The organism is Bacteroidota bacterium, assembly GCA_040388375.1.
GTDB lineage: Bacteria > Bacteroidota > Bacteroidia > UKL13-3 > UKL13-3 > JAAFJM01.
Genome location: JAZKBU010000005.1, coordinates 296,664 through 318,138, shown reverse-complemented (window position 1 = coordinate 318,138; position 21,475 = coordinate 296,664). Strand labels below are relative to the sequence as shown.

The 21,475-nt window shown below is 33.5% G+C and carries 20 protein-coding genes; 10 read left to right on the top strand and 10 right to left on the bottom strand.

The annotated features are described in order from the left end of the window. Nucleotides 1-3: 3 nt before the first annotated feature. Together V4538_08920 and V4538_08915 are read right to left on the bottom strand one after the other, a co-directional pair. A complete protein-coding gene (locus V4538_08920; GenBank protein MES2381150.1) occupies nt 4-1,383 on the bottom strand; it encodes a peptidylprolyl isomerase in 1,380 nt (459 codons plus the stop codon). A 49-nt stretch (nt 1,384-1,432) separates the two neighbouring features. Then, nucleotides 1,433-3,436 (bottom strand): peptidylprolyl isomerase, encoded by a 2,004-nt coding sequence (locus V4538_08915; GenBank protein ID MES2381149.1) that lies wholly within the window; start codon nt 3,434-3,436, stop codon nt 1,433-1,435. 173 nt (nt 3,437-3,609) lie between these two features. On the opposite strand from V4538_08915, the gene V4538_08910 reads away from it, so the two are divergent. The 4 genes from V4538_08910 (at nt 3,610) to V4538_08895 (ending at nt 7,394) form a co-directional block, all read left to right on the top strand. Beyond that, nucleotides 3,610-4,710 (top strand): glycosyltransferase, encoded by a 1,101-nt coding sequence (locus V4538_08910; GenBank protein ID MES2381148.1) that lies wholly within the window; start codon nt 3,610-3,612, stop codon nt 4,708-4,710. A 9-nt stretch (nt 4,711-4,719) separates the two neighbouring features. Then, entirely contained in the window at nt 4,720-5,361 is a 642-nt protein-coding gene (locus V4538_08905) for an MBL fold metallo-hydrolase (protein MES2381147.1), read from the top strand. A 176-nt stretch (nt 5,362-5,537) separates the two neighbouring features. Continuing rightward, a complete protein-coding gene (locus V4538_08900; GenBank protein MES2381146.1) occupies nt 5,538-5,951 on the top strand; it encodes an acyl-CoA thioesterase in 414 nt (137 codons plus the stop codon). Between the two features lie 9 nt (nt 5,952-5,960). Further along, nucleotides 5,961-7,394, top strand: a complete 1,434-nt coding sequence (locus tag V4538_08895) for a hypothetical protein (GenBank protein ID MES2381145.1) — start codon at nt 5,961-5,963, stop codon at nt 7,392-7,394. Nucleotides 7,395-7,406: 12 nt separating this feature from the next. Here the strand turns inward: V4538_08895 and gldN are convergent, their stop codons facing one another. Then, complete coding sequence (gene gldN / locus V4538_08890; protein ID MES2381144.1) at nt 7,407-8,225, bottom strand: gliding motility protein GldN; 819 nt, start codon at nt 8,223-8,225, stop codon at nt 7,407-7,409. A 56-nt stretch (nt 8,226-8,281) separates the two neighbouring features. Continuing rightward, complete coding sequence (locus tag V4538_08885) at nt 8,282-9,619, bottom strand: Mur ligase family protein (GenBank protein ID MES2381143.1); 1,338 nt, start codon at nt 9,617-9,619, stop codon at nt 8,282-8,284. A gap of 195 nt (nt 9,620-9,814) precedes the next feature. On the opposite strand from V4538_08885, the gene V4538_08880 reads away from it, so the two are divergent. Further along, nucleotides 9,815-10,378 (top strand): 2'-5' RNA ligase family protein, encoded by a 564-nt coding sequence (locus tag V4538_08880; GenBank protein ID MES2381142.1) that lies wholly within the window; start codon nt 9,815-9,817, stop codon nt 10,376-10,378. Between the two features lie 70 nt (nt 10,379-10,448). After that, on the top strand, nt 10,449-10,583 hold the full coding sequence (locus tag V4538_08875; GenBank protein ID MES2381141.1) for a hypothetical protein: 135 nt from the start codon (nt 10,449-10,451) through the stop codon (nt 10,581-10,583). 195 nt (nt 10,584-10,778) lie between these two features. Here V4538_08875 and phaC read toward each other — a convergent pair whose 3' ends face one another. Then, nucleotides 10,779-11,828, bottom strand: a complete 1,050-nt coding sequence (gene phaC / locus V4538_08870) for a class III poly(R)-hydroxyalkanoic acid synthase subunit PhaC (protein ID MES2381140.1) — start codon at nt 11,826-11,828, stop codon at nt 10,779-10,781. A gap of 171 nt (nt 11,829-11,999) precedes the next feature. Here phaC and V4538_08865 point away from each other — a divergent pair, with 171 nt between their 5' ends. Both V4538_08865 and V4538_08860 read left to right on the top strand, forming a co-directional pair. Next, nucleotides 12,000-13,091 carry an MBL fold metallo-hydrolase gene (locus V4538_08865; GenBank protein ID MES2381139.1) on the top strand — a complete coding sequence of 364 codons (1,092 nt, stop codon included), beginning with the start codon at nt 12,000-12,002 and terminating at the stop codon, nt 13,089-13,091. A 2-nt stretch (nt 13,092-13,093) separates the two neighbouring features. Next, on the top strand, nt 13,094-13,849 hold the full coding sequence (locus V4538_08860) for a hypothetical protein (protein MES2381138.1): 756 nt from the start codon (nt 13,094-13,096) through the stop codon (nt 13,847-13,849). On the opposite strand, the gene apaG is transcribed toward V4538_08860, so the two are convergent. From apaG to V4538_08840, 4 genes are all read right to left on the bottom strand, one after another. Further along, nucleotides 13,842-14,228 (bottom strand): Co2+/Mg2+ efflux protein ApaG, encoded by a 387-nt coding sequence (gene apaG, locus V4538_08855; GenBank protein ID MES2381137.1) that lies wholly within the window; start codon nt 14,226-14,228, stop codon nt 13,842-13,844. The genes V4538_08860 and apaG overlap by 8 nt on opposite strands. Nucleotides 14,229-14,404: 176 nt before the next feature. Then, nucleotides 14,405-17,374: a tetratricopeptide repeat protein gene (locus tag V4538_08850; protein ID MES2381136.1), complete on the bottom strand. Its 2,970-nt coding sequence runs from the start codon at nt 17,372-17,374 to the stop codon at nt 14,405-14,407. 7 nt (nt 17,375-17,381) lie between these two features. Then, nucleotides 17,382-17,930, bottom strand: a complete 549-nt coding sequence (locus V4538_08845; protein MES2381135.1) for a methyltransferase domain-containing protein — start codon at nt 17,928-17,930, stop codon at nt 17,382-17,384. A gap of 4 nt (nt 17,931-17,934) precedes the next feature. Continuing rightward, nucleotides 17,935-19,059: a glycosyltransferase family 2 protein gene (locus tag V4538_08840; protein ID MES2381134.1), complete on the bottom strand. Its 1,125-nt coding sequence runs from the start codon at nt 19,057-19,059 to the stop codon at nt 17,935-17,937. A gap of 170 nt (nt 19,060-19,229) precedes the next feature. On the opposite strand from V4538_08840, the gene V4538_08835 reads away from it, so the two are divergent. Then, a complete protein-coding gene (locus tag V4538_08835; GenBank protein ID MES2381133.1) occupies nt 19,230-20,165 on the top strand; it encodes a fatty acid desaturase in 936 nt (311 codons plus the stop codon). A 3-nt stretch (nt 20,166-20,168) separates the two neighbouring features. Next, the gene (locus V4538_08830) at nt 20,169-21,089 is read left to right on the top strand and encodes a class I SAM-dependent methyltransferase (GenBank protein ID MES2381132.1); all 921 of its coding nucleotides are present in this window, start codon (nt 20,169-20,171) and stop codon (nt 21,087-21,089) included. 8 nt (nt 21,090-21,097) lie between these two features. Here V4538_08830 and V4538_08825 read toward each other — a convergent pair whose 3' ends face one another. Further along, on the bottom strand, nt 21,098-21,301 hold the full coding sequence (locus V4538_08825; GenBank protein MES2381131.1) for a hypothetical protein: 204 nt from the start codon (nt 21,299-21,301) through the stop codon (nt 21,098-21,100). Nucleotides 21,302-21,475 lie beyond the last annotated feature (174 nt).

Genomic DNA, 21,475 nt, shown 5'->3' with positions numbered 1-21,475 from the left:
GTTTTATTGAGTTGTTTTACTTTGCCAAGCTTCTAAACTTGGGCATGTTTTATATTCATCGGCAATGTGAACGTAAAACTGTTTACGGTTTTTATCAATCCAGCGTGCCAGTGTTTTATTTTTCTTATCCTCTTCGGCTGCTGTTTGCATTTTCTGATAATCGTCTTTTAAGTTGGCTACGTGTGGCAGGCTTTCCGATTTTAAGTACAAAACACGCCATACTTTTATTGGTTCACCTGTCTGGCTTTGTATGGTTGTTAATTCAGGCTCGGTCATGTCACCGGGTTTTAAACCCTGTATATTTAAAAATATATCTTTAGGTAATTCATCAACCGGAATTTTGGTATTACCCGCTGAACCATCTGTTAAATAACCACCACGGGCACCTGAACGTTTATCGGTACTGAATTTTTTAGCTGCATCAGCAAAAGTAATGGTGTCTATTTTTATCAGGTTAATAACAGAATCAATACGTTGTTTAGCCAAATCAATATCGGCTCTATAAATTTGTGGACGAATAAGCACGTGACGTGCATTTACTTCTTCTCCCCTACGTTTAATAGGTTGAATAATGTGGTAACCAAACTTGGTCTCCACAATACGCGAAATACTATCCTGTGGTGTTTTAAAAGCGGCTGCTTCAAACTCCGGCACCATCATTCCTCTTCCAAAAAATCCTAACTCACCACCCTGAACAGCACTTCCTTTATCATCGCTATAAATTTTGGCAATGGTTCTAAAATTATCGCCATTGAGTAAACGATCTCTTAACTCGGTAGCTTTTTGTAAAGCAATGTCCTTTGCCTCCTTCGATACTTTAGGCTCTATTATTATTTGCGCCACTTCAACTTCGGCACTGTAATAAGGCAAACTGTCTTTCTCTAACGAGTTAAAAAATGTTTTTATGTCGGTAGGCGAAATTTTTATATCCTTCAGTATTTTTTGTTGCATTTCCTGCACCAATAAACTGGTTTTTATTTTTTCACGGTAGTTTGCTTTTATTTCACTGATACTTTTACCGTAAAATTCCTCCAAACCTCTATCGCCTCCAAACTGCCTGGCAAAATACTGAATGCGTTGTTCCAACTCTCCTTCTATACGCTCTTCGCTTAAAGGCAAACTATCAACCTCGGCTTTTGTAGCCAATAGCTTCTCCGTTAATTTTTGTCTTAAAATATCGCAACGTAAGGTATCGGTAACACGCTCAGGGTATTCTTTTCTGAATTGTTGGTATTCAAATTCAATTTCTGAATGCAAAATAATTTTATCAGCAAAAACACCCACAATCCCATCAATGGTTTCGCCACTTCCGGGTTGTGCCTTACTTATTGCAGCCAGTACAATAAATGCAAAAAGAAAATTAAATTTTATTATTTTAAACACGCTTACTTTTTTTTATTTCATCATTCAAACGCTCACAAGGAGCATTTTGTTACTGGTATAAACTTTTTACTATTGTTTCGTCAACAGTAATATTGTATTTATTACGCAATTCTTTAATCCAATCTTTTTCTAATTGGTTTTGGTATTCGCTGGTAACAGCTCCTCTTGCTTCTTTTAAAGTTTTAACTTCGCTACCAACAACACCATTTACATAATAGAATTTAAAATTGTTATCCATATTGGCAATATCAACAACGCCTTTTTGCTCCCATAATTTATCAGCAGTGGCATCGTTTCTTTCTGATTTCACATCTTTCACAATTACAGAATTAGCTACTTTTTTGTTCAGTTTTGTCAATACCTCATCACGAGATTTTCCTTTAGAAAGCATTTTAACAGCTTCTTTTTTTGTTTTATCGTCAATACAAGTATAAACAGTATATGAAACTCTGTCTTTCCATTTATAATTGTTTTTATTGCTTTCATAAAACTTATCTAAACCAATAGTGTCAGCTACTGCTTTAGTCCATACTTTTTTATCAGTTAAATCAAACAATAAAATACCATCATTATACTCTTGCATTACATTTCTGAAATCTTCGTATTTGTTATCCAAGATACTTTCTTCGTAAGCAATACATTTATTATCGGCCCACTGACGGAACATATTTGCTACAGTCATTTGTATAGACGCTTTTTCTAATGGTTGTTGATTGGCTTTTACATAAGAGGCAAAATCTTTAACGCTGTAAGTAGCAGTACCAATAGTAAATAATGGGCTGGTGCTTATTTTATCTTCATCATAATTCCATGTTGCATTGATAAAGCTTGAATCTAAAGTAGCTGCAAATGCTTTTAAATTAGCCGGATTTTCTTTGTAATTGTTTTCTTTTTTAACACGTGCCACTACTGCTGCTTTTGAGCTTTCTGAGCGTGTATCTTTATTTGTTTTTTGTTTAATTACATCCAATACATCTTTATACTCTCCCAAAGGACGTGTCTCTAATAATTTAATAATATGCCATCCAAAGTTAGTTTTAAATGGTTTTGAAATCTGGTTAACTGTTAAAGCAAAAGCTACATCCTTAAATTCTTCCGGGTAACCGCTTAAACTGGCAATCCAGTTCATTTCTCCTTTATTTTTACTACTTCCTTCGTCTTGGCTATATTTTTCAGCCAATACACCAAAATTTTCGCCACTGTTTAATTGCGCATAAACTGAATCAATTTTATGTTGTGCATCCATTACTTGTTCCGGTGCCGCTTCGTATGAAGTACGAATCATAATATGTGCTAACTTTACTTCACCTCTGGCAGCACGTTTATCGTTAATTTTCAAAATGTGGTAACCAAACTGTGTACGGAACGGCATCGAAATATCGCCTTTATTGGTTTTGTAAGATTGGTTTTCGAAAGGATAAACCATTTGGAATACGGTGTACCAGCCTAATTTAGCACCTTGCTTTTTAGCTGATGGATCGTCAGAATATTTGCTTGCCAATGAATCAAAATTTTCACCTTTCAATGCACGTTTTCTTAAATCTATTAATTTATTGTAAGCGGCTAAGGTATCAGCAGGGCTTGCATTTTCATTACAAAACAGCAATATATGGCTACCATTAATTTCTGTCTTCATACGTTCGTATGCTTCTTTCATTAACGATTCGCTTACTTTTTTATCAGTTAAATATGGATTAGCTAATTGTTTTCTGTAGCCGCCCAACTCACTTTTAAAATTAGGGTTGGTATCCAATTGCATTAACTTAGCTTCTTTTACTTTTAGTTTAAAATTAATGTATAAATCTAAATATTCACGAACGTCCTTTTCTGTTGGTTTTTCTTTATTGGGTTTGTTTTTATAAAGTAATCTTTCAAATTCATTTTTAAAAACAGTATCTGAGCCATAAGTAAAAACAACTGGATTAGGCTTTACCACCGCTACTTCTTTTGGAGCAGTAACAACAGGAGTGGCTTTTTTACTTTTTTGAGCAACAAGTTGAGTTGAAATAGATAAGGTAAGAATTGACAGTGTTACTGATGCAATTTTCTTCATGTTATTATAATTATTCGTTTTTAAATTAGTTTACTAGTAAAGGATTGCAAAAATATAAATTTTAAGCAGGCTGCCAAGTTTTATAATAGAAAGGGGAAAGCACAAAACACACACATTTTCAGTACATTAAATAAAAACAAAATAGATTGTAAAATTTATTTTATTTGCAACCAGTGGAAATAACTGCAACCTGTTTACTTTTTGGCTTTGTTTGCTTGCAAATAGCGCTGGTCATTTCATTAGTAAATATAGATTTAAACAAACATAGATTTTACACAAAAGAACCTTTACCATTCGTTTCTATTTTAATTCCTGCGCGTAACGAAGCGGCCAATATCATAGCTTGTTTAAAATCCATTGATAAAATAAATTATCCTGTTGATAGATATGAAGTGCTCATAGGCAATGACCAGTCAACGGATGAAACAGCTCAACTGGTTGAAACATTTATTGCGGATAAACCCAACTTTAAACTCATAAATATTCATAAAAATATAGGTAAAGCTCGAGCCAAAGCCAATGTTTTAGCTCATTTGGTACACCAAAGCCAAAGCGAAATTATTTTTGTTACCGATGCTGATATTATAGTAAAACCGAGTTGGATAAAAGGCCTGTTGCCGCACTTTAAAAACGAAAAAGTAGGCATTGTTTCAGGTAGTACAGTAGTACAGTCAAAAACCTGGTTTGGTCAGCTACAAGGTATTGACTGGTTATATTTTTCGGGCTTGCTCATTGCTTTTGATAACTTAGGATTAAAGAGTACGGCAGTAGGCAACAACATGGCTTTTACCAAACAAGCCTATATGGCCACCGGTGGTTACGAAAACTTTGATTTTAGTGTAACAGAAGATTTTAAGCTTTTTACCCAAATACGTTCCAAAGGTTTTGAAAGTATAAATGTAATGGAAGCAAACAGCTTAAATATTTCAAAGCCGCAGCCACAACTGATTCCGTTTTTACACCAACGTAAACGCTGGCTTATCGGAGCCAAAGAATTGCCTTTTATCTGGCAAGCTATTTTTGGTTTGCTAGCCTCATTTTACCCTTTACTGATTGTGTTATTTTTATTCAATATAAAAAATGCTTTAACACTTTGGGTTTGTAAGCTGGCATTACAAACTATGCTTATTTTATTTTTAAGTTACAGGGTAAAATATAAGCTCCATTGGAAAGGGTTTATTTCGTTTGAATTGTATTCAATAATTAATACTTTCAGTACCATGGTATTTTTTGTTTTACCTGTAAAAATGATTTGGAAACAACGCACTTACTAAAATTTACTTATGTTATCGCTTAAACAATTTACCTTTAATGACTTTGCAGAAAATACTTATGTATTATTTGACGAAACCAAAGAAGCCGTAATTATAGATCCGGGATGTTATTATAAAAATGAAGTGGAAGAGTTGCTTTCATTCATTAAGCAGAAAGAATTAAACCCGGTAAAAATACTCAATACCCATTGCCATATTGATCATGTTTTAGGGAATGATTATTTACTTAACAGGTTTAACTTGAGCCTGTATTTACACAAGGATGAAATATTTACTTACAATGATACTAAGAGATGGACAACCATGTTTAATGTGCCTCCATTGCAGGTTCCTGAAAACTTAATATTTATTGATGAAAGCAGTGTTATTTCATTTGGCAACCAACAATTAACCTGTTTACTTACACCCGGCCATTCCATAGCCAGTTTAACATTTTACTGCAAAGAAGCCAATATTGCCATTGTTGGCGATGCCATTATGCAAAACAGTATAGGTAGAACTGATTTGCCGGGAGGTAATTTAACTACATTGTTACAAAGTATTCGAACAAAAATATTTACCTTGCCAAACGAAACAATGCTGTTTAGCGGACACGGACCAAAAACCACCGTAAAAATGGAAAAAGAAAACAATCCTTATTTAAAAAATTGATCATGATACAATACATAATAGTTGGAGTACTGTTTTGTTTAGCTGTATTCTACATGTTTAAATCATTGCGTAAATCGGTTAAAAGCAATAACTGTGGCGAAGGTAATTGTGGTTGTAAATAACCCATTATTGAGTCAATCATTTACATTATAAAAATTAAGTTCCAGTAAAAATTAATGACATTAAATACCAATAAGTACGAAACTCTTTTAACTGTAAGACCTGACGACATTGACATGAATAATCATGTACACAGCAGCAAGTATATGGATTACGTATTATTTGCCCGCTTTGACCAAATGGACCGTTGCTACAAAATGAGTATGGACGAGTTTTTAAAAAGTGGTTTTAACTGGGTACTTAAAAGCGCACAAATGGAATTTAAACGTTCATTGCTTTTAGGCGAAACCTGTAAAATAATTACCTGGTTGGAAAGTATGGAAGGCAACAGTTGTAAAGTATGTTTTCAAATACTGAAAGGTAATGGTAAGGAAAGTTACACAGGTCACTTCATCCACACCATGATTAATATACAAACAGGCCGAGGTGAAAATGTACCAAATTGGATTATTGAACGTTACTCCCTATAAAATTAGCCAATGAAATATATAATTTATTTTTTCTTTTTAATACTGATCATCAACAGCTGTCGTAAAGATGATGAATTTACATCGTCACCTGTTTCACTTAATTTTAGTACCGATACTTTAAATTTTGATACTATTTTCTCATTGAAAGATAGTGCCATGATTGGCTTACCCAAATCAATTACATTACAGGTAAGAGTAACTAATCCAAATGAAAATGCAGTCAAAACAAATATTAGTTTAGCAGGCAATCAATATGGTGTGTTCAAGTTAAATGCAGACGGAATTTCAGGAAGTGGCATATCGCAAAGCATTAACGATGTAGAGATAAGAGGAAAAGATAGTATTTATATTTTTGTACAAGCTTACATCAATCAAAACAACCAGAATACGCCTTTTGTGGTGTACGATAATATTTTGTTTAATACCAATGGTAAAGCACAAAATGTAAACTTAGTGGCTTGGGGACAAGATGCTCATTTTTTACGTGATTCTATTTTACCCGAAAACACCACTATTACCTGGAACGATGATAAGCCTTATGTAATTTATAACTCCATTCTGGTACCTAATACATCAACCTTAAAAATAAATCCGGGCGTAAAAGTATATAGCCATGTTGGCTCCAGCATATTTGTAAATGGCTCTTTAAACATTGATGGTACTGCCGATAATCCGGTGGTATTACAAGGCGATAGGTTAGACGATGATTATAAAGAAGTAGCTGGACAATGGCAAGGCGTCCACTTATTATCATTAAGTAAGAATAATAAAATTAAAGGGGCCGTTATAAAAAACGGATTTATTGGGGTAAGAGTTGACTCGCTTTCGCAAAATGCCAATCCTAAACTAACCATGAGTCAAACCATTGTGCAAGACATGAGTGCTGTGGGTGTATTATGTTATTCGGCTCAGGTTAAATTAGATAATAATGTGGTAAGCCATTGCGGACAATACAATTTTATTGGTGAATACGGTGGCGACTATGAACTAACCTTTAACACTTTTGCAGGCTTAGGTGGTTCGCAAGCCAGACGAAATGCCAGTGTGGTACTAAGCAATACACCTTACGTTGATGTGAACAATGTGGTAACCAAATTTTCATTGAGCTATAACTTACGTAATAATATTATTTGGGGTAGCAATGAGGATGAAATAGATTTTGTAAGAGATGAAAATGGGATATTTGGAACACGCAAAATTAGTTTTAATAATATTCGTAGTGTATTATTCAGAGATGAAATATTACAAAACACAGCCGACATCAGCAATAATCAAATTGATTCTGACCCATTATTTGTGGACTTCAACAAAAAGAATTTCAGACTAAAAGCAGGCTCGCCTTGTATCGGAGCCGGTTTATTTATCAATACATTTCAGGTAGATGTAACTAATAAATTCAGGAATAATCCCAATACAAGTATTGGCGCTTACGAAGCTGACTAATGTGATAGTCTATTAGTTTTCATAATTATCACTTTCTCTTTTCATCAACTCCTCTTGGTGTAGTTGGTTTTCTAAAATAGCCCCTACTCCGTTATCTTTATATTCAGATTGCTCTTTAATAAAAATATCGCGATGGTTACTTACTTTAATAATATAACTGGAAAAATAACGTCCTTCAAAAAAGGCATCAAAGCTCATTAAAGCAACATCGTTTTTCCGGTTATAAACACATTTTGAAGCCAGCAAATTTCTGATGTCATTTTTCTTATTGGGTGTATTGTAATAATAACGCAATACACACAAATCCTGATCGCCTAAATCAATACCGCTTACTTTCATTTTAAATACGGGTGCAATACTAATTACACGAATATTATAAGTGCTGTGTTTTTTATCAAAATACCAATCTTCCACCACACGTAATTTATATACACTGCGCAATGGGTCAAATTGATTGATTACAGTATCTATTTGGGTTATATCAGGATTGTTTGGGTCTGTCGGATTTTCTACAAACTCGGTATCGGAGCCCAATTTTAAAAAATCTTCTACGGTATAAATAGAAGTACAACTATCATTTTTGTAAGGAGTGAGTTTTTTGTTTTTAACTGCATTATACAACAATACAGCAATGGCATTATGTGGGTATTGTAATACTTGATTTTGTTTTTCACGTAAATCAATAATACGCACTATTCTCTTACTAAAATCAACATCGCCTTCTCTTAAATGAGGCCAAGGAACAGGTATATTATTTTCAATACTACTACACGAAAAAGGTGCTTGTTGTTGTGCTAATGATCTGTTACTTCCCAATAATAAACCAATCATTATAAGTATATAAAAAAACCGCATAGTACCCATAACGTTATCCCATTTAAATTAGCCTAATTAAAATTTAAATCCATTCCATCAAAAGTACCACTACTCATTAACAACAAATTTTCTTTTTTGGTATAATGTTGTTCAATAAAACTGCGTAATTCATTTTTATCGGTAAATACTTTTACATTATTGCCAAAACCAGCAGCTACTTCTTCGTTGGAAAGCATAGGCATTTTTTTCATTTCCAAAGCATGCTTACTAAACAAAACAGCACTTACATCGGCCAATTGCATGGTATTTAAATAATGGGGTAAAAAAGCTTTGTTTAAACTACTAAAAGTATGGAGCTCATAAACAGCTATTAATTTCCTATCCGGGTTTAATTCCCTTACGGCATTTACCGTTGCTTTCAGTTTGGAAGGCGCATGTGCAAAATCGCGGATTACAAGTGAGTCATGGTTCTCAAATAATTTTTCTAAGCGTTTTGCTGTTCCGGTAAATGACTGTATGGCTTCCATAAAATCATCATTGCTAACACCTGCAGCTTCACAAGCATGCATTGCTGCCATCATATTTTGTAAATTATGGGTGCCAAATATTTTTAAGTCTATGCTTTTATCTTTATACGTAATGCTTACTACCCCTTCCTTTACTTCAAAAGGAGGCGTTACATAAGGTATTTTTTTTGCTTTAACATCGGCTGAGTCTATCAGTTTATTTACTTCATTATCATTGGCTGAATAAATAATAGAACCAGTACTATCTATATCCTCCACAAAAATTTTAAACTGCTCAATATAATTTTCAAACGTTGGAAACACATTGATATGATCCCAGGCAATACCGGTTATAATACCAATATTTGCTTTATATACATGGAATTTGGGTCTTAAGTCAAGGGCTGATGTTAAATATTCATCACCTTCAAAAACGGCAATTTTAGCCTTATCGCTTAAACCAACCATGGTTTCAAAACCTTCTAACATGGAACCAACCAAATAATCAAACTCCACATTGCACTTGTTAAGTACATGTAAAATCATAGCGGTGGTAGTAGTTTTACCATGACTACCTCCTATTATAATACGTAATTTATCTTTAGTTTGCTCGTACATATACTCCGGAAATGAGTATATTTTTAATCCTAATTCCTGCGCTTTAAGCATTTCCGGATTGTCTTTTCGGGCATGCATACCCAAAATTACTGCATCTAAACCTTCATGAATATTATTCAAATTCCAACCCATTTCAGCCGGAAGTAATCCATATTTATCTAATCTTGATTTAGCGGGTTCATATATCTCATCATCGCTACCTGTAATATGATATCCTTTTTTGTGAAGTGCAATGGCTAAATTATGCATTACCGCACCGCCTATTGAAATAAAATGAATGTTCATTGTGCTAAAAATATTTATAGGTACGCAAATTACTTCTTGTAAAAATTTATGCATTTACCTTTTATTCACATTTGTTATCAGTAAGTCACTATTAATTAATAAAAACCACACTAATTTTAATGCTGATTGAAATAAAATAATCCATTCCTATGCTAAAAAGATGGATTATTGCAATGAACAAAATTTAAGCTTTCCTTGAACTCAAATATTATTAACCGGCATGCATTCTCCTATTGTATTGCGTTGGTTCCTCCCGAACCTTCACTGGGTAAATTAAAGCAATTACAGACCGATTTAGCTTCATTATATAAAATCCCCTGTAATCAAAATTTTCAACCTTGTATTTTGTTAATTGAGCCTTTTATTTGGGATAATAAAAAGGAATATTTATTGACTGATGCTTTAAAGAAATTTGCACACAATCATTTCTCGGTTGAAATTGAGGTGAATGGTTTTTCGAATAACGAAAAAGCCGTGCAATTAAATATTTTAGAAAAACCTGTTTTAAATGAAATTCAAAAACAGCTCAAATTTCATTTAGATATGCATTTAAAGTTAATTTACGGACCAAGTGAACCTGAAATATACCACCCTTATTTAGATTTAGCTTTTAGCAAAAAGTCAAAGCTTGGCACCAGGAAATTAGTACAAAAATTACAAGATTTTGAGTTCAATGTACACTTCATTGCCAACAACTTTTCACTATTTCGCTATGAAACAGACCATTACAAACAAATTGCAGACTTTTATTTAGAATAATTTTTTTGCAAACTAAATTGACAATAAGAGAAATAAACTTATATTTGCCCCCAATAAAAATAAAACTACCATGTTCACACGTTTAAAAAGAAAAGACAGAAGAAATAAAACTAAATCGGATTTACGTAACCAACGCATAAAATTAAATACGCAATTAGTTAAAGTAAAATCGCCTAACGCTGAGCGTACAGTTATTATCGACTAATTTTTATACATTATTTCTAAAAGGCCAAAACTTTATCAGTTTTGGCCTTTTTTTTATTTAATTTGTTATGAGCCTGTTACGGTCTTTTTTCAATAATTAACCAGCATCCCTCCAATTATTTATTGGCCGGAATTAAATAAAAAAGGCTTCACTCTTAATACAGAGCAAAGCCTTTCTAAATTAAATTATAAATGTTTAGTTTTTAGAGGCTACCCAAGCAGCTACTTTAGGTGCTAATTCTTTTTGCGATTTTGCTCCTACAAACACACCGATATGCCCGCCAGGGAAAGCATAAAGTTCTTTGTCTTTTGAACCTATTAAATCATTTACCGGAATGGTTGAATTATTAGGAATAATATTGTCTTCGGTAGCATAAATATTTAAAAATGGCATGGTTACATTTTTCAAATCCACTTTACGACCATCTAATTCGAACTCTCCTTTAATTAATTTATTATCTCTCCATAAATCTTTAATGTATTTTCTAAACATTTCGCCTGCTAAATCCGGGCAATCTGCTTTCCATTTTTCCATGCGTAAAAAGTTTAACATTTTAGCTTCATCATCCATCATATCCATTACACCAAAATATTTGCTTACATCCATACTTGGTTTCAATGAGCTAAAGCCTGCATTTAACATATCTGCAGGAATAATACCTAAATTATCAACCATCGCATCTACATTGATATCTTTTGTCCATTTGTAAAGCATACAAACGCCTTTATCGCTAAAATCGTAAGGTGTTACATAAACAGTTAATGATTTTAGTTTTTCAGGATGTAAAGCTGCATAAATGGTACTGAATGTTCCACCCTGGCAAATGCCCATTTTATGTATTTTATCGCTTTTGGTGGTTTTGCGTATATAATCAACCGCGCCATCCATAAAACCTAAAATATAGTCTTCCATGGTCAGGTATTTATGTTGTTGCTTAGGGTAACCCCAATCCATTATATAAATATCCAATCCTTCGTCTAACAATTTTTTCATTAAACTTCTGTCGGGTTGTAAATCCAATACATCATGGCGATTCATAATAGCAAAAGAAACCAAAACGGGTGTTTTTACTTTTGCCGGGGTATCACGCTTATAATGGTATAATTTAACTAAATCGTTTTCCCATACCAAATCTTTAGGTGTCATACCTATTTCAACTTCTTTTATTTTTTGTAATACTTCGTAACCTTTTACAAGCTTTTCACTTGTTTTGGTCATCTCTTCCATCATTGATTGAATGCTCATATAGTTAAATTTTTTAGTATTGCGAATAAATGACATTTAACCACACTACCTAATCTATTTTAATTTTTTTTGTACTTTATGCAAATCGCTGTAAATTTTACACTTATATGGTATAATATTTGATTAGTGGCAATTAGTTAAGCCTAAAACAAAATATCTTTGCCAGCCCTAATGAGAAACATAATTTTATTTTTAGTTATTGTATTTGTTTACTCGCAATGTGCCAGCTCACGTTATCCTAAAAAATACGAAAAGCTAGGAATATTCTCAAAAGACACTTTAAAAGAATACAGCATAGGTAAGGCAAAGGATAATAAAGTAAGTATTCAGTATTTAGGCTGTAATAATTACATTATTAAATATGGTACGGATGTTATTTGCATTGATCCGTTTTTTTCGAACAACAGTTTTATAAAAACAAGTAGTGGCAATATTCAATTTAAACAGAAGTATTTTAATATAGGCGCTTCTTACATCAATAAAAACAATATCAGCTTTAAAGATATTGATGCCTTTTTTATCAGCCACTCACACTACGACCATATTTTTGATTTACCTTATTTATTGCAAACTGATTCGGTAAAACCAGATGTAAAAATATATGGCGATAATTCCAGTAAAACCGTTTTGCAAAATTTTTTAAAACCTAATCAATTTATAAATGCTGAAAATTGGGTCAAAAAAGACTCTGTGAATAAATGGGTTTATATTAGCAGTAATTTAAGGATACTTATTATTCCTTCTACCCATGCTTCGCACTACAAAAAAATACATATTATGAAGGGTAATTGCGATAGTAATTATTTTAAAGGTTTTACCAATGCTTGCCAAAAAGTGAATGCGCATCGGTTTAAAGAGGGGCAGAATTATTCTTTTTTGATTGATATAATGGAAAACAATAAGGTAGTATGCCGAATACTAAATAAAACAAATGGGTGTGAATTAAACAATGGTTTGATAGATGCTAAATTACTGGAAGAACATCCTGTTGATATTGCTTTAATGCAAATTGCTTCTTCTAATTTTACCAATTGTGTACCTCAAAATTTACTCACACAAACCAAGCCAAAACAGGTTATTATAGGGCATTGGGAAAATTTTTTCAAGCCTTATGGTAAACAAAATATTAAAACAATACCGCTTACTAATTTTAATGTATTTTTTGACCGGGCCACTGCTATTAAACCAGAATGGCCATTTGAAAAATTAAGCGATAAGTTTTTTATGCCAAGACCGGGTACTATGATTAATTTCTATTACTAGGTATGCATACAAAAGCTTTAAATACTCTGCATAAAATGCTTATTGCTATTGATAGTATAACAATATTTCAATTAAATATTATCAGCTATCAGCTTCATGTAGCAATTATAAATAACAACAGTAAACCCCCTATTCAGTTAGTATTTACTTTAGATGAACTCGTTTACAAGCCTCATTTAATTAAAGCCAGGGTACAATCCATTTTAGGTTTTAATACTAAAATACATGCCAGACAATGTGTAATTAAACACATTGATGCCAACGAATCGGGTTTATTTTTTGAAGAAAACCATTTGCTGGGCAATGTTACGGGAGCATATAAAATTGGGTTATACTATAAGGATAAATTGGTAGCATTGGCCCTTTTTAGCAAAGGCAGGCGTATGAACAGGTTAAGCGAAGACAAGCGCTCATTTGAATTAATCAGGTATTGCAATAAATGTAATTATACGGTTGTGGGCGGGCTTAGTAAGTTAATCAATCATTTTGCCAATGAAAAAACAGCAGGTGATATAATGACTTATATTGACAAGGATTTTAGTGACGGGGATAGTTTTAAAAAGATCGGATTTAAAACTATTGACGAAAGCACTCCTATTGAATTTATAATAAGTAAACAGGATTACAGAAAATATGCTAAGCTGAATATGCCTAAGCCTGTTGAAGAAGCATTTTTAGCCAATGCTGACAATTTTTGGCTAATTAAAAATAATGGTAATTTAAAAATGGTTTTAACTTTTGAGGAAAAAACTAATTGAATTTAAATGGAGCAATCATGATGAACTCCGGTATTAATACTTCAAATTCTTTTCCATCCATTTGGCGTTGCATGGTATAGTAGCCAAACATTTTACCAAACTCTCCTTGTAAAGCACAACCCGAAACGTAAGTATATTGCTCTCCGGGTTCTAATACCGGTTGCTGACCAACTACTCCATCACCTTCTACTTCACTAAACCCATCTAAGGAGTCTATAATATCCCAATGTCGTCTTAAAAGCTTTATAGTATACTCTCCTTTGTTTTCAATAGTAATTCTATAAGCAAACATATGGTGTCCTTCTGCGTTGTTTACCTTATCGTTTTGATAAGATGTTTCAACACTAATTTTAATATCGTTTGATATAGCTGTTGGCATAATTATACAATAATAAGTTTTCTTTCTTGAATTTTATTTATTTCACAAGTAAGTACTATTTTTTTTACAATCAAATGGTAAAATATTAATAATTGCTTTATAATTAACTGTATAGCTCATTAAAAAAGACCTTCTTCGGAGGTCTTTTTTAATAGGTTTTATTTATCAAAATATGTTTAAGGCGTGCTGTTGAACTTCTGCATGCAATATTCGTAACCATCCATTTTTCCTAATATTTTATACTGGTTGGCTAAATCAGCCCAAGCTTGCTTAAAGTTTGGATTCATACCCAAGCAGTATTCGTAATTAGAAGCAGCCTGTGTTGCATTGTTCACTGCCTCGTACGACTTACCTAAATAGTAATAAATTTCCGGTGTTTGTCCGTTAAACTTTAGAGCTGTTTCTAAACGCTCAATAGCTCCATTATAATTATTCATATTTAAATAGGCTAAAGCTGAATAATAATAGGCCTCTGTGGTATTGTTTTTATAGGTAGTGGCTTTTATACTGGCATCAATACATTTTTGGTACTCTTTTTTGTTAAAGTACAATAAGGCTTTATTGGAGTATGCTGAATAGTTTTCAGGGAATAAAGCAATGGCTTGATCAAATTCTTTATCGGCTGCATCAAACTGGTTGGTTAACATTAAGGCAAAGCCATACATACGATGCGCTTCTTCGCTCTTAGGCTCCCACTCTACTGCTTTTTTAAAGTACATAACCGAAGAGTCAAGTTGTTTGCCATCTATTGTTTTATATCCCATTGGCATATAATTAACTTCACGTTTTACTACTGCAGCCAATGGAACATTATCAGCCATAACAGTATAAACGGTGCCACGCGGAGGAAATGCACCATTTAACAATTCGTTTTTTGAATAGGTACGGGTTGTTAATATTAAATAATCCCATTCAGGCTTTTGCTCTTCGTACTCTCTCACCCATTGAAACTGCAAATCAGGATTGATTTTATTGGCATAATACGAAGCTGTTAATGGCTCGTTATTGATACAAACCAATGCTTTTTTGCTAGGCTCTTGTTTGGCAATCCACTCGGCTGCTTCACGGCACGAGTTAGAGTAATAATCGGTTTCGTAATTACCGTAAGCACCATTTATACCTCCTACTAACTCGTTAAAATATACATACTGGTTTGGATGATTTTTTACAAACCAATAGGTTGGCTTGGCAAATAAACCTAGTAAAACAACTAAGGAAACATACTGTACTATTTTATTGTTATTGCCAATTAAATAATCGAAAGCAACGGCTGCAATTGCCACCAACGATGGAACAATGAATAAATAATGTCGCCAACCGTTGTAATAATTAATGTTTGAATACTCGGCATAAGCTATTGGAAAAGCAACCATAAACAATAACATGAGTGCAATACCAATACGTATTTTATCTTTAATCCATTTTATTAATACTATAAATAAACCTAAGCCTGCTAACAGGTATAGCGGGTTTCCTATAGCTAAAAATTTAACTACATAATACCAAGGTGCTTGTAAAAGCATATACATACGCTTGCCTTCAAATATTTCTACATTATTGGTATAAAATGAATTATCTGATGCTTTGGCAAAAGCGATAAATGGATTTTTAAGTGGATTACTTAATCCGTAAGGCCATAATAAAATACCGAATATGTAACCTAATACGGCTACTGTTAAAAATATTTTCAGGTAATTAGGTATTAAACCCATTGGCTTTTGTGTTTTATCTTTAAACAGCCAAAGCCATTGTATACCTATAAATAAAGCAAAATAAGCCAGTATCAATAATGCACCTATACGTGAGCCTATACCTAAACCAACTGCTAATGCCAACCATACTAAATTGCTGCGCGATGGCTTTGGCATTGACTTTAATATTTTAATAAAAAAGTATAACGACATGGCAAAGCTGGAAGCAAAAGGAATATCGGTAGGATTATTCATGGAATTACCAAACCACCCCGGATTAAAAACCATAAATAATATGGCTAATATTCCACCTCGCCAGCCTACTAATTGCTTAACGGCTAAACCACAAAATATAATGCCTATTAAGCCATATAATGAATTGATAAAATGGCGTGTTTCAAATGGAGGTAAATCGAAAGTAGTATAAACAATGGCGGCTACAGTATTGATTTGTTCACCATAATAACGGTAGGCTTGGCGTACATAATCGGCATTGCCTTTTGGATCGGCAATGGCACTGGTATCGCTACCCATGCTGGCAAACCATTTATAAGAAAGTTGTGAGTAATCGTTGTGCTGACGCTCATCCCAAGTCATTCCAAAATCGCCACTAAAAAAAGGCATGGCAAATGTTGACAATACAATCAAAGCAAAAAACACCAAACGGTACAACGGATGATTGCCATTTTTAAAGCTTACTTTATTGGGTAATTTTAATTCGGCCAAGGCTGCACTTACAAAATAATTCCAGCGTACGGCAATTGCTTTAATGGGGAATAATAATCCTTGTACAATACCTGTTTTGGGTACTTTATTTTGGGCTACTATGGTATAGTCAACTGTGTTTATACCATTGCAATGGGCAGTATACAACAGAGCTAAATGACTATTGGCTGCTAATAATTGTTGGCTAAACAGGGGTTGCGCTTCTTCGGTTTTTACTATTAATATTTCGCCTGATGTTTGTTTTGTTTGTAAAGGGGTAAAAAAACGTACTGCTGAACTATAAAACTTTAATCCCCAATTTTGCAATGTACTTAGCTTTGTATATGCTTGTGTAGTATAACCTATAGCATCGGCTTTTACAGTGCGTTTATTGGCATTAACCCAGGTTACTATATTATTTATATTTACTTCATCTATGTTTTCAACTAAAACACTATTGGCTCCGGTAGCTTGTTGTAATGCTTGCGCATAGCCGGCTCCTAATGCTTGTTTTTTCTGGTTATAAACTATAAACGATTTATTTTTTGCAGCTAACTCTGCGTACGCTTTATTGCCTTCTACTTTTGTTTGAGCTGCCGCATTTTGTGCTATAAAAATTACTTCTAAATCGGTTTTTGATTTAAGTGTATATTGGCAAATATGTTCGATGGCTTTTTCGTCAGTCGCTTGTCCGCTAACTTGTAAAAGCAATGAAATTTTTGATTCGTTTAAAACGCGTTTTTCCATCATTAATTCTTTAAATCTTTTCGAAAACAAATAAATTATTTAAACCCAATTGAAATGTCTTTTTGGTATGCAGTTTAAATCCGTCAGCAAATATGGTTTCGGTATCGCTTGGCTTAAACCCATAATGTTCGTGCAATTGCATGCCATCAATTAATTTCAATTTACCCAAAACATCTAATATTAAATCTACCTGAGGCGAAGGCACTGTGATAATTACTTTGCCTCCTTTTTTTAAATATTTAGCACAGTTAGCACCTAATGTTTTTTGCTGTTCCGTTGGTACATGCTCTAAAACGGCTAACATGGTAATGGCATCAAACTGTTCTGTTGAACTACCCATTGCTTCGGGAAAGTATCCTGGTAAAATACTGTATTTCCCTTTATTTATAACGATTTCAACGGTTGGTTCTATCCCAACTCCTTTATCAATTAAGTGGCTTAATTTTTCAAACATAATACCATCATCGGTACCAATATCTAATACACTACTTCCTTTTTTTATAAATTGTTTCGCTTTTGAAATTCTAACGTCTTGTAGGTATATGTCTAATTTTTTCATGTGTTTATTTTTTGTTAACCCCCAATACGCTTAAGAAAAAGCTGGATAATATAATTTGTAATCCAATAATGATACAAACTACTGAGGGTATTACCACCCTAAGAATGGATGAATAATCTAAATATCCAAAATTTACTTTATTCCACAACATAACTGAATAAATGGAACCACCAATGCCTATAGCGGTTACGAGTAAACCTACTATCAATGACGATTCGAGGTTTACATATTTATACATTTTGTTTAAAGTTTGGTTTTGGGGTAAAAAGCCCATTTGTATGGCATAAGTTCGGGTAAATATGGCAAAATTAATGGCCTGAAAACCCGTAATGACAAGAGCTGCTGCGTATAATAAAGTGTTCGTGTCGAAATATATATTGAATAAATGTACAGGACCTTGCATAATGCATAAACCCATAATACCCCCAACCAACATTAAGAATATGCCCGGTATTAAAAATAACCATTTAGGGCTGTATAATAATAAAAAGCGTAAATGACGCCATCCATCGCGCCAGGTTCGTAAATGTGGCGGACGCGAACGTCCGTCCGGTGATAAGGTTGTAGGTACTTCGGTAATATTTAACTTAAATATGGTGGCTTTTACCACCATTTCGCTGGCAAACTCCATTCCAGTAGTTTGCAGGTTTAGTAGGCTTACTATGTCTTGCCTGAATCCTCTTAAGCCGCAATGAAAATCACGTGCTTTACTACCAAAAAACAAACGTCCAATAAATGATAAAACAGGATTGCCTAAATAACGGTGTAAAAAAGGCATGGCTCCTTTGGCTACTCCACCTTTAAAACGGTTACCCATTACCAAATCATGTCCTTCGCGTAGTTTTTCTACAAATAATCCTAAACGGCTAAAATCGTAACTATCGTCACTATCGCCCATAATTACGTATTTACCATAGCTAGCTTCGATAGCTGCCATTAAAGCACTGCCATAGCCTTTACGTGGCACGTCAATTACGCGCGCACCTGCCTGTATAGCAATAGCCTGACTTCCATCTGTACTGCCATTATCGCCAATAACTACTTCGCCTTTTATATTATTTTCCTTTAAATATTTCATGGCTTTGTCTATACATATTTTAAGCGTTTCCGCTTCGTTTAAACAAGGCATTACTATACTTAACTCTACGTTTTCTTTATTTTCCAAATTGTTTAAAAATGAATGATGGTGTGCGAAAATATAAAAATATTGCTATCATGCATTTAATTTATTGTCTTGTTTTGTTAAAGCAAATGATTTAATAACTTTGGGCACCAAAATAAACGGAAAAGAGAAAAAACATGCAAGCCTCTAAAAGAATTGCTTTACCTAAAGAAATAAAAGAAAAAAATATCCTTATTCCCCTAAGAGACATTGGTTTGGACTATTTAGGTATTGTATTATCCATTGCGCAATATGGCTATTTTCAAAATATAGTATCGCTGATAGCGGCCATTATTTTAACCGGTATTTTTATTTACCGCCTGCAAATTATAGGGCACGATGGTTTGCATTACGCTTTGGCTGAAAACAAATCGGTAAACGATTTCATTACCCGCTATATTTTATTGTCACCACAATTCACCCCAATGAGTTTAAACAGAACCAACCATTTAAACCATCATGGTAAATTTGCTACCAGTGAAGATGCTGATTGGCAATATTACCAAGCGAGTGATAAAAATACTAAATCGAAATTTTATATGTGGTGGGCCAATGTAATTGGTTTTGGCTTTGTGTTTAAAATTGCGCATAAATTATTATTTGGTAAAAAAACGGATGCCATTCAGAAAAAAGCTGCCAATAACAAATTAGAAGGTTTAATGAAAGATTTTATGGCTTTTGCCATTACACAGTTGATTATACTGACCATTTTTTATTTTACTCTGGGTTGGATGTATTATTTTATTATTTGGGTAGTAGCTGTATTTGGGGTGTTTATTCCATTAAATACTATCCGTAGTTTTTGTGAGCACTCTATACCTGAACCTGATGATAGTGCCACGAACAGGCTTTATACTTTTGAATCTAATTTTTTAGAATCATTTATTATTGCGCCTCATAATATGAATTACCATTATGAGCACCATGAATATATGTACGTTCCTTATTATCAATTGCCTCAATTAAAGAAACTTTTGATGCAAGCTGATAACGGTTATGTGGAACATATAAGACTTAGCTATTGGTCGCATATCAAGTATTTCTTTTCTCATCTTCCTATATTATCTAAATAAATAATGAAAATAAAACTGATTGAAAGCTGCAATGTTTGCGGCAACAAATCATATACTCCGCATACGCAAGGTTACGATTTTGAATACCAAACTACTTTTGATACTTTTAACCTAGTTACCTGTAATGCTTGCCAACATTTGTATTTACAAAATGTGCCTGATATGGAGGAGTTGCCCGTTATTTACCCGGATAATTACCAGCCTTATTTATTTGAAACAGATTTAAACCCTGTTGTGCGTTGGTTTAGAGACCGTGTACAATTGGCCAAGGTAAAGGATTATAAAAAACACATTCCCGCTAAAGCCAATATTATTGAAATTGGTGCCGGCTCAGGTATTTTAATTGAATCGTTGAAACGTTTTGGCCCTGATACATGGAAGCTAACAGCCAACGAATTTGAAATGAAACGCTTAAGCCGTTTAGAAGGTAAAGGCATTCATTTTAAGCTGGGTAATTTTGAAACGATTGAGTTTGAAGAGAAATACGATGTCATCATCATGAATCAATTAATTGAGCATTTGTATGACCCTGATAAAATATTAAAACGCTGCCACAGCATTTTAAATCCTAATGGCATTATAATTATTGAAACGCCTAATTATGATTCACTGGACCATCGCTTATTTAAAAACAAGTATTGGGGAGGCTATCATATTCCAAGGCACTTTAATATATACAGCGATAAAACGCTTAAGCTGCATGTAGAGAAAAACAATTTTACTGTGGTAAAACAGGAGTTTTTACTGTCGCCTGCTTTCTGGGTACAATCTATGCACCATTACTTTTACGATAAAAAAAGTAGCTTAAACAAATTCTTTACGCTTAATAATTTATTGGTAACAGGTGCCGTTACTTGTATGGATGTATTGCTTAAACTATTCAGCAAAACATCGAACCAGCGTATGGTGGCAAGGGTAAAATAAACCCTTGTTTAGTCCATATCAATAGAATCATCGCTCAATGAGTCTGTGCCTATTTGGGCTTTTATAGCTGCTTCTAACGAATCCATTGCGTCCTGCTCGTTGGTTACTAAACTATCTACCGTTTTCTCTTCCTGCTTGTTTAAAGGTGCATCGTTTGAGCAACTGCTCATTACTAAACTTACGAAGGCGGCTATGGCTATAACTTTACGCATATATGTTGTATTTTGAAATATCAAATTAAAGGCTTTTATAGCATAATTGAAAATGTGTTTATAAAAGCCTTTGACTATGCTTGTATTTTGCTTCTTCGCATCTATAAAAACTTTACACTGGATAAAGGATTTGTGATTGAAAAATACGATACTTGGTTTTTAAAAATTAACATA

Bases quoted from the DNA above. Each gene is read 5' to 3' on its own strand.
- V4538_08885 (MES2381143.1), bottom strand. From the start codon at position 9,619: ATGAACATTCATTTTATTTCAATAGGCGGTGCGGTAATGCATAATTTA.
- V4538_08850 (MES2381136.1), bottom strand. From the start codon at position 17,374: ATGATGGAAAAACGCGTTTTAAACGAATCAAAAATTTCATTGCTTTTA.
- V4538_08895 (MES2381145.1), top strand. From the start codon at position 5,961: ATGAAATATATAATTTATTTTTTCTTTTTAATACTGATCATCAACAGC.
- gldN (MES2381144.1), bottom strand. From the start codon at position 8,225: ATGATTGGTTTATTATTGGGAAGTAACAGATCATTAGCACAACAACAA.
- V4538_08915 (MES2381149.1), bottom strand. From the start codon at position 3,436: ATGAAGAAAATTGCATCAGTAACACTGTCAATTCTTACCTTATCTATT.
- apaG (MES2381137.1), bottom strand. From the start codon at position 14,228: ATGCCAACAGCTATATCAAACGATATTAAAATTAGTGTTGAAACATCT.
- V4538_08825 (MES2381131.1), bottom strand. From the start codon at position 21,301: ATGCGTAAAGTTATAGCCATAGCCGCCTTCGTAAGTTTAGTAATGAGC.
- V4538_08860 (MES2381138.1), top strand. From the start codon at position 13,094: ATGCATACAAAAGCTTTAAATACTCTGCATAAAATGCTTATTGCTATT.
- V4538_08845 (MES2381135.1), bottom strand. From the start codon at position 17,930: ATGAAAAAATTAGACATATACCTACAAGACGTTAGAATTTCAAAAGCG.
- V4538_08830 (MES2381132.1), top strand. From the start codon at position 20,169: ATGAAAATAAAACTGATTGAAAGCTGCAATGTTTGCGGCAACAAATCA.
- V4538_08900 (MES2381146.1), top strand. From the start codon at position 5,538: ATGACATTAAATACCAATAAGTACGAAACTCTTTTAACTGTAAGACCT.
- V4538_08835 (MES2381133.1), top strand. From the start codon at position 19,230: ATGCAAGCCTCTAAAAGAATTGCTTTACCTAAAGAAATAAAAGAAAAA.
- V4538_08875 (MES2381141.1), top strand. From the start codon at position 10,449: ATGTTCACACGTTTAAAAAGAAAAGACAGAAGAAATAAAACTAAATCG.
- phaC (MES2381140.1), bottom strand. From the start codon at position 11,828: ATGAGCATTCAATCAATGATGGAAGAGATGACCAAAACAAGTGAAAAG.
- V4538_08905 (MES2381147.1), top strand. From the start codon at position 4,720: ATGTTATCGCTTAAACAATTTACCTTTAATGACTTTGCAGAAAATACT.
- V4538_08865 (MES2381139.1), top strand. From the start codon at position 12,000: ATGAGAAACATAATTTTATTTTTAGTTATTGTATTTGTTTACTCGCAA.
- V4538_08840 (MES2381134.1), bottom strand. From the start codon at position 19,059: ATGCCTTGTTTAAACGAAGCGGAAACGCTTAAAATATGTATAGACAAA.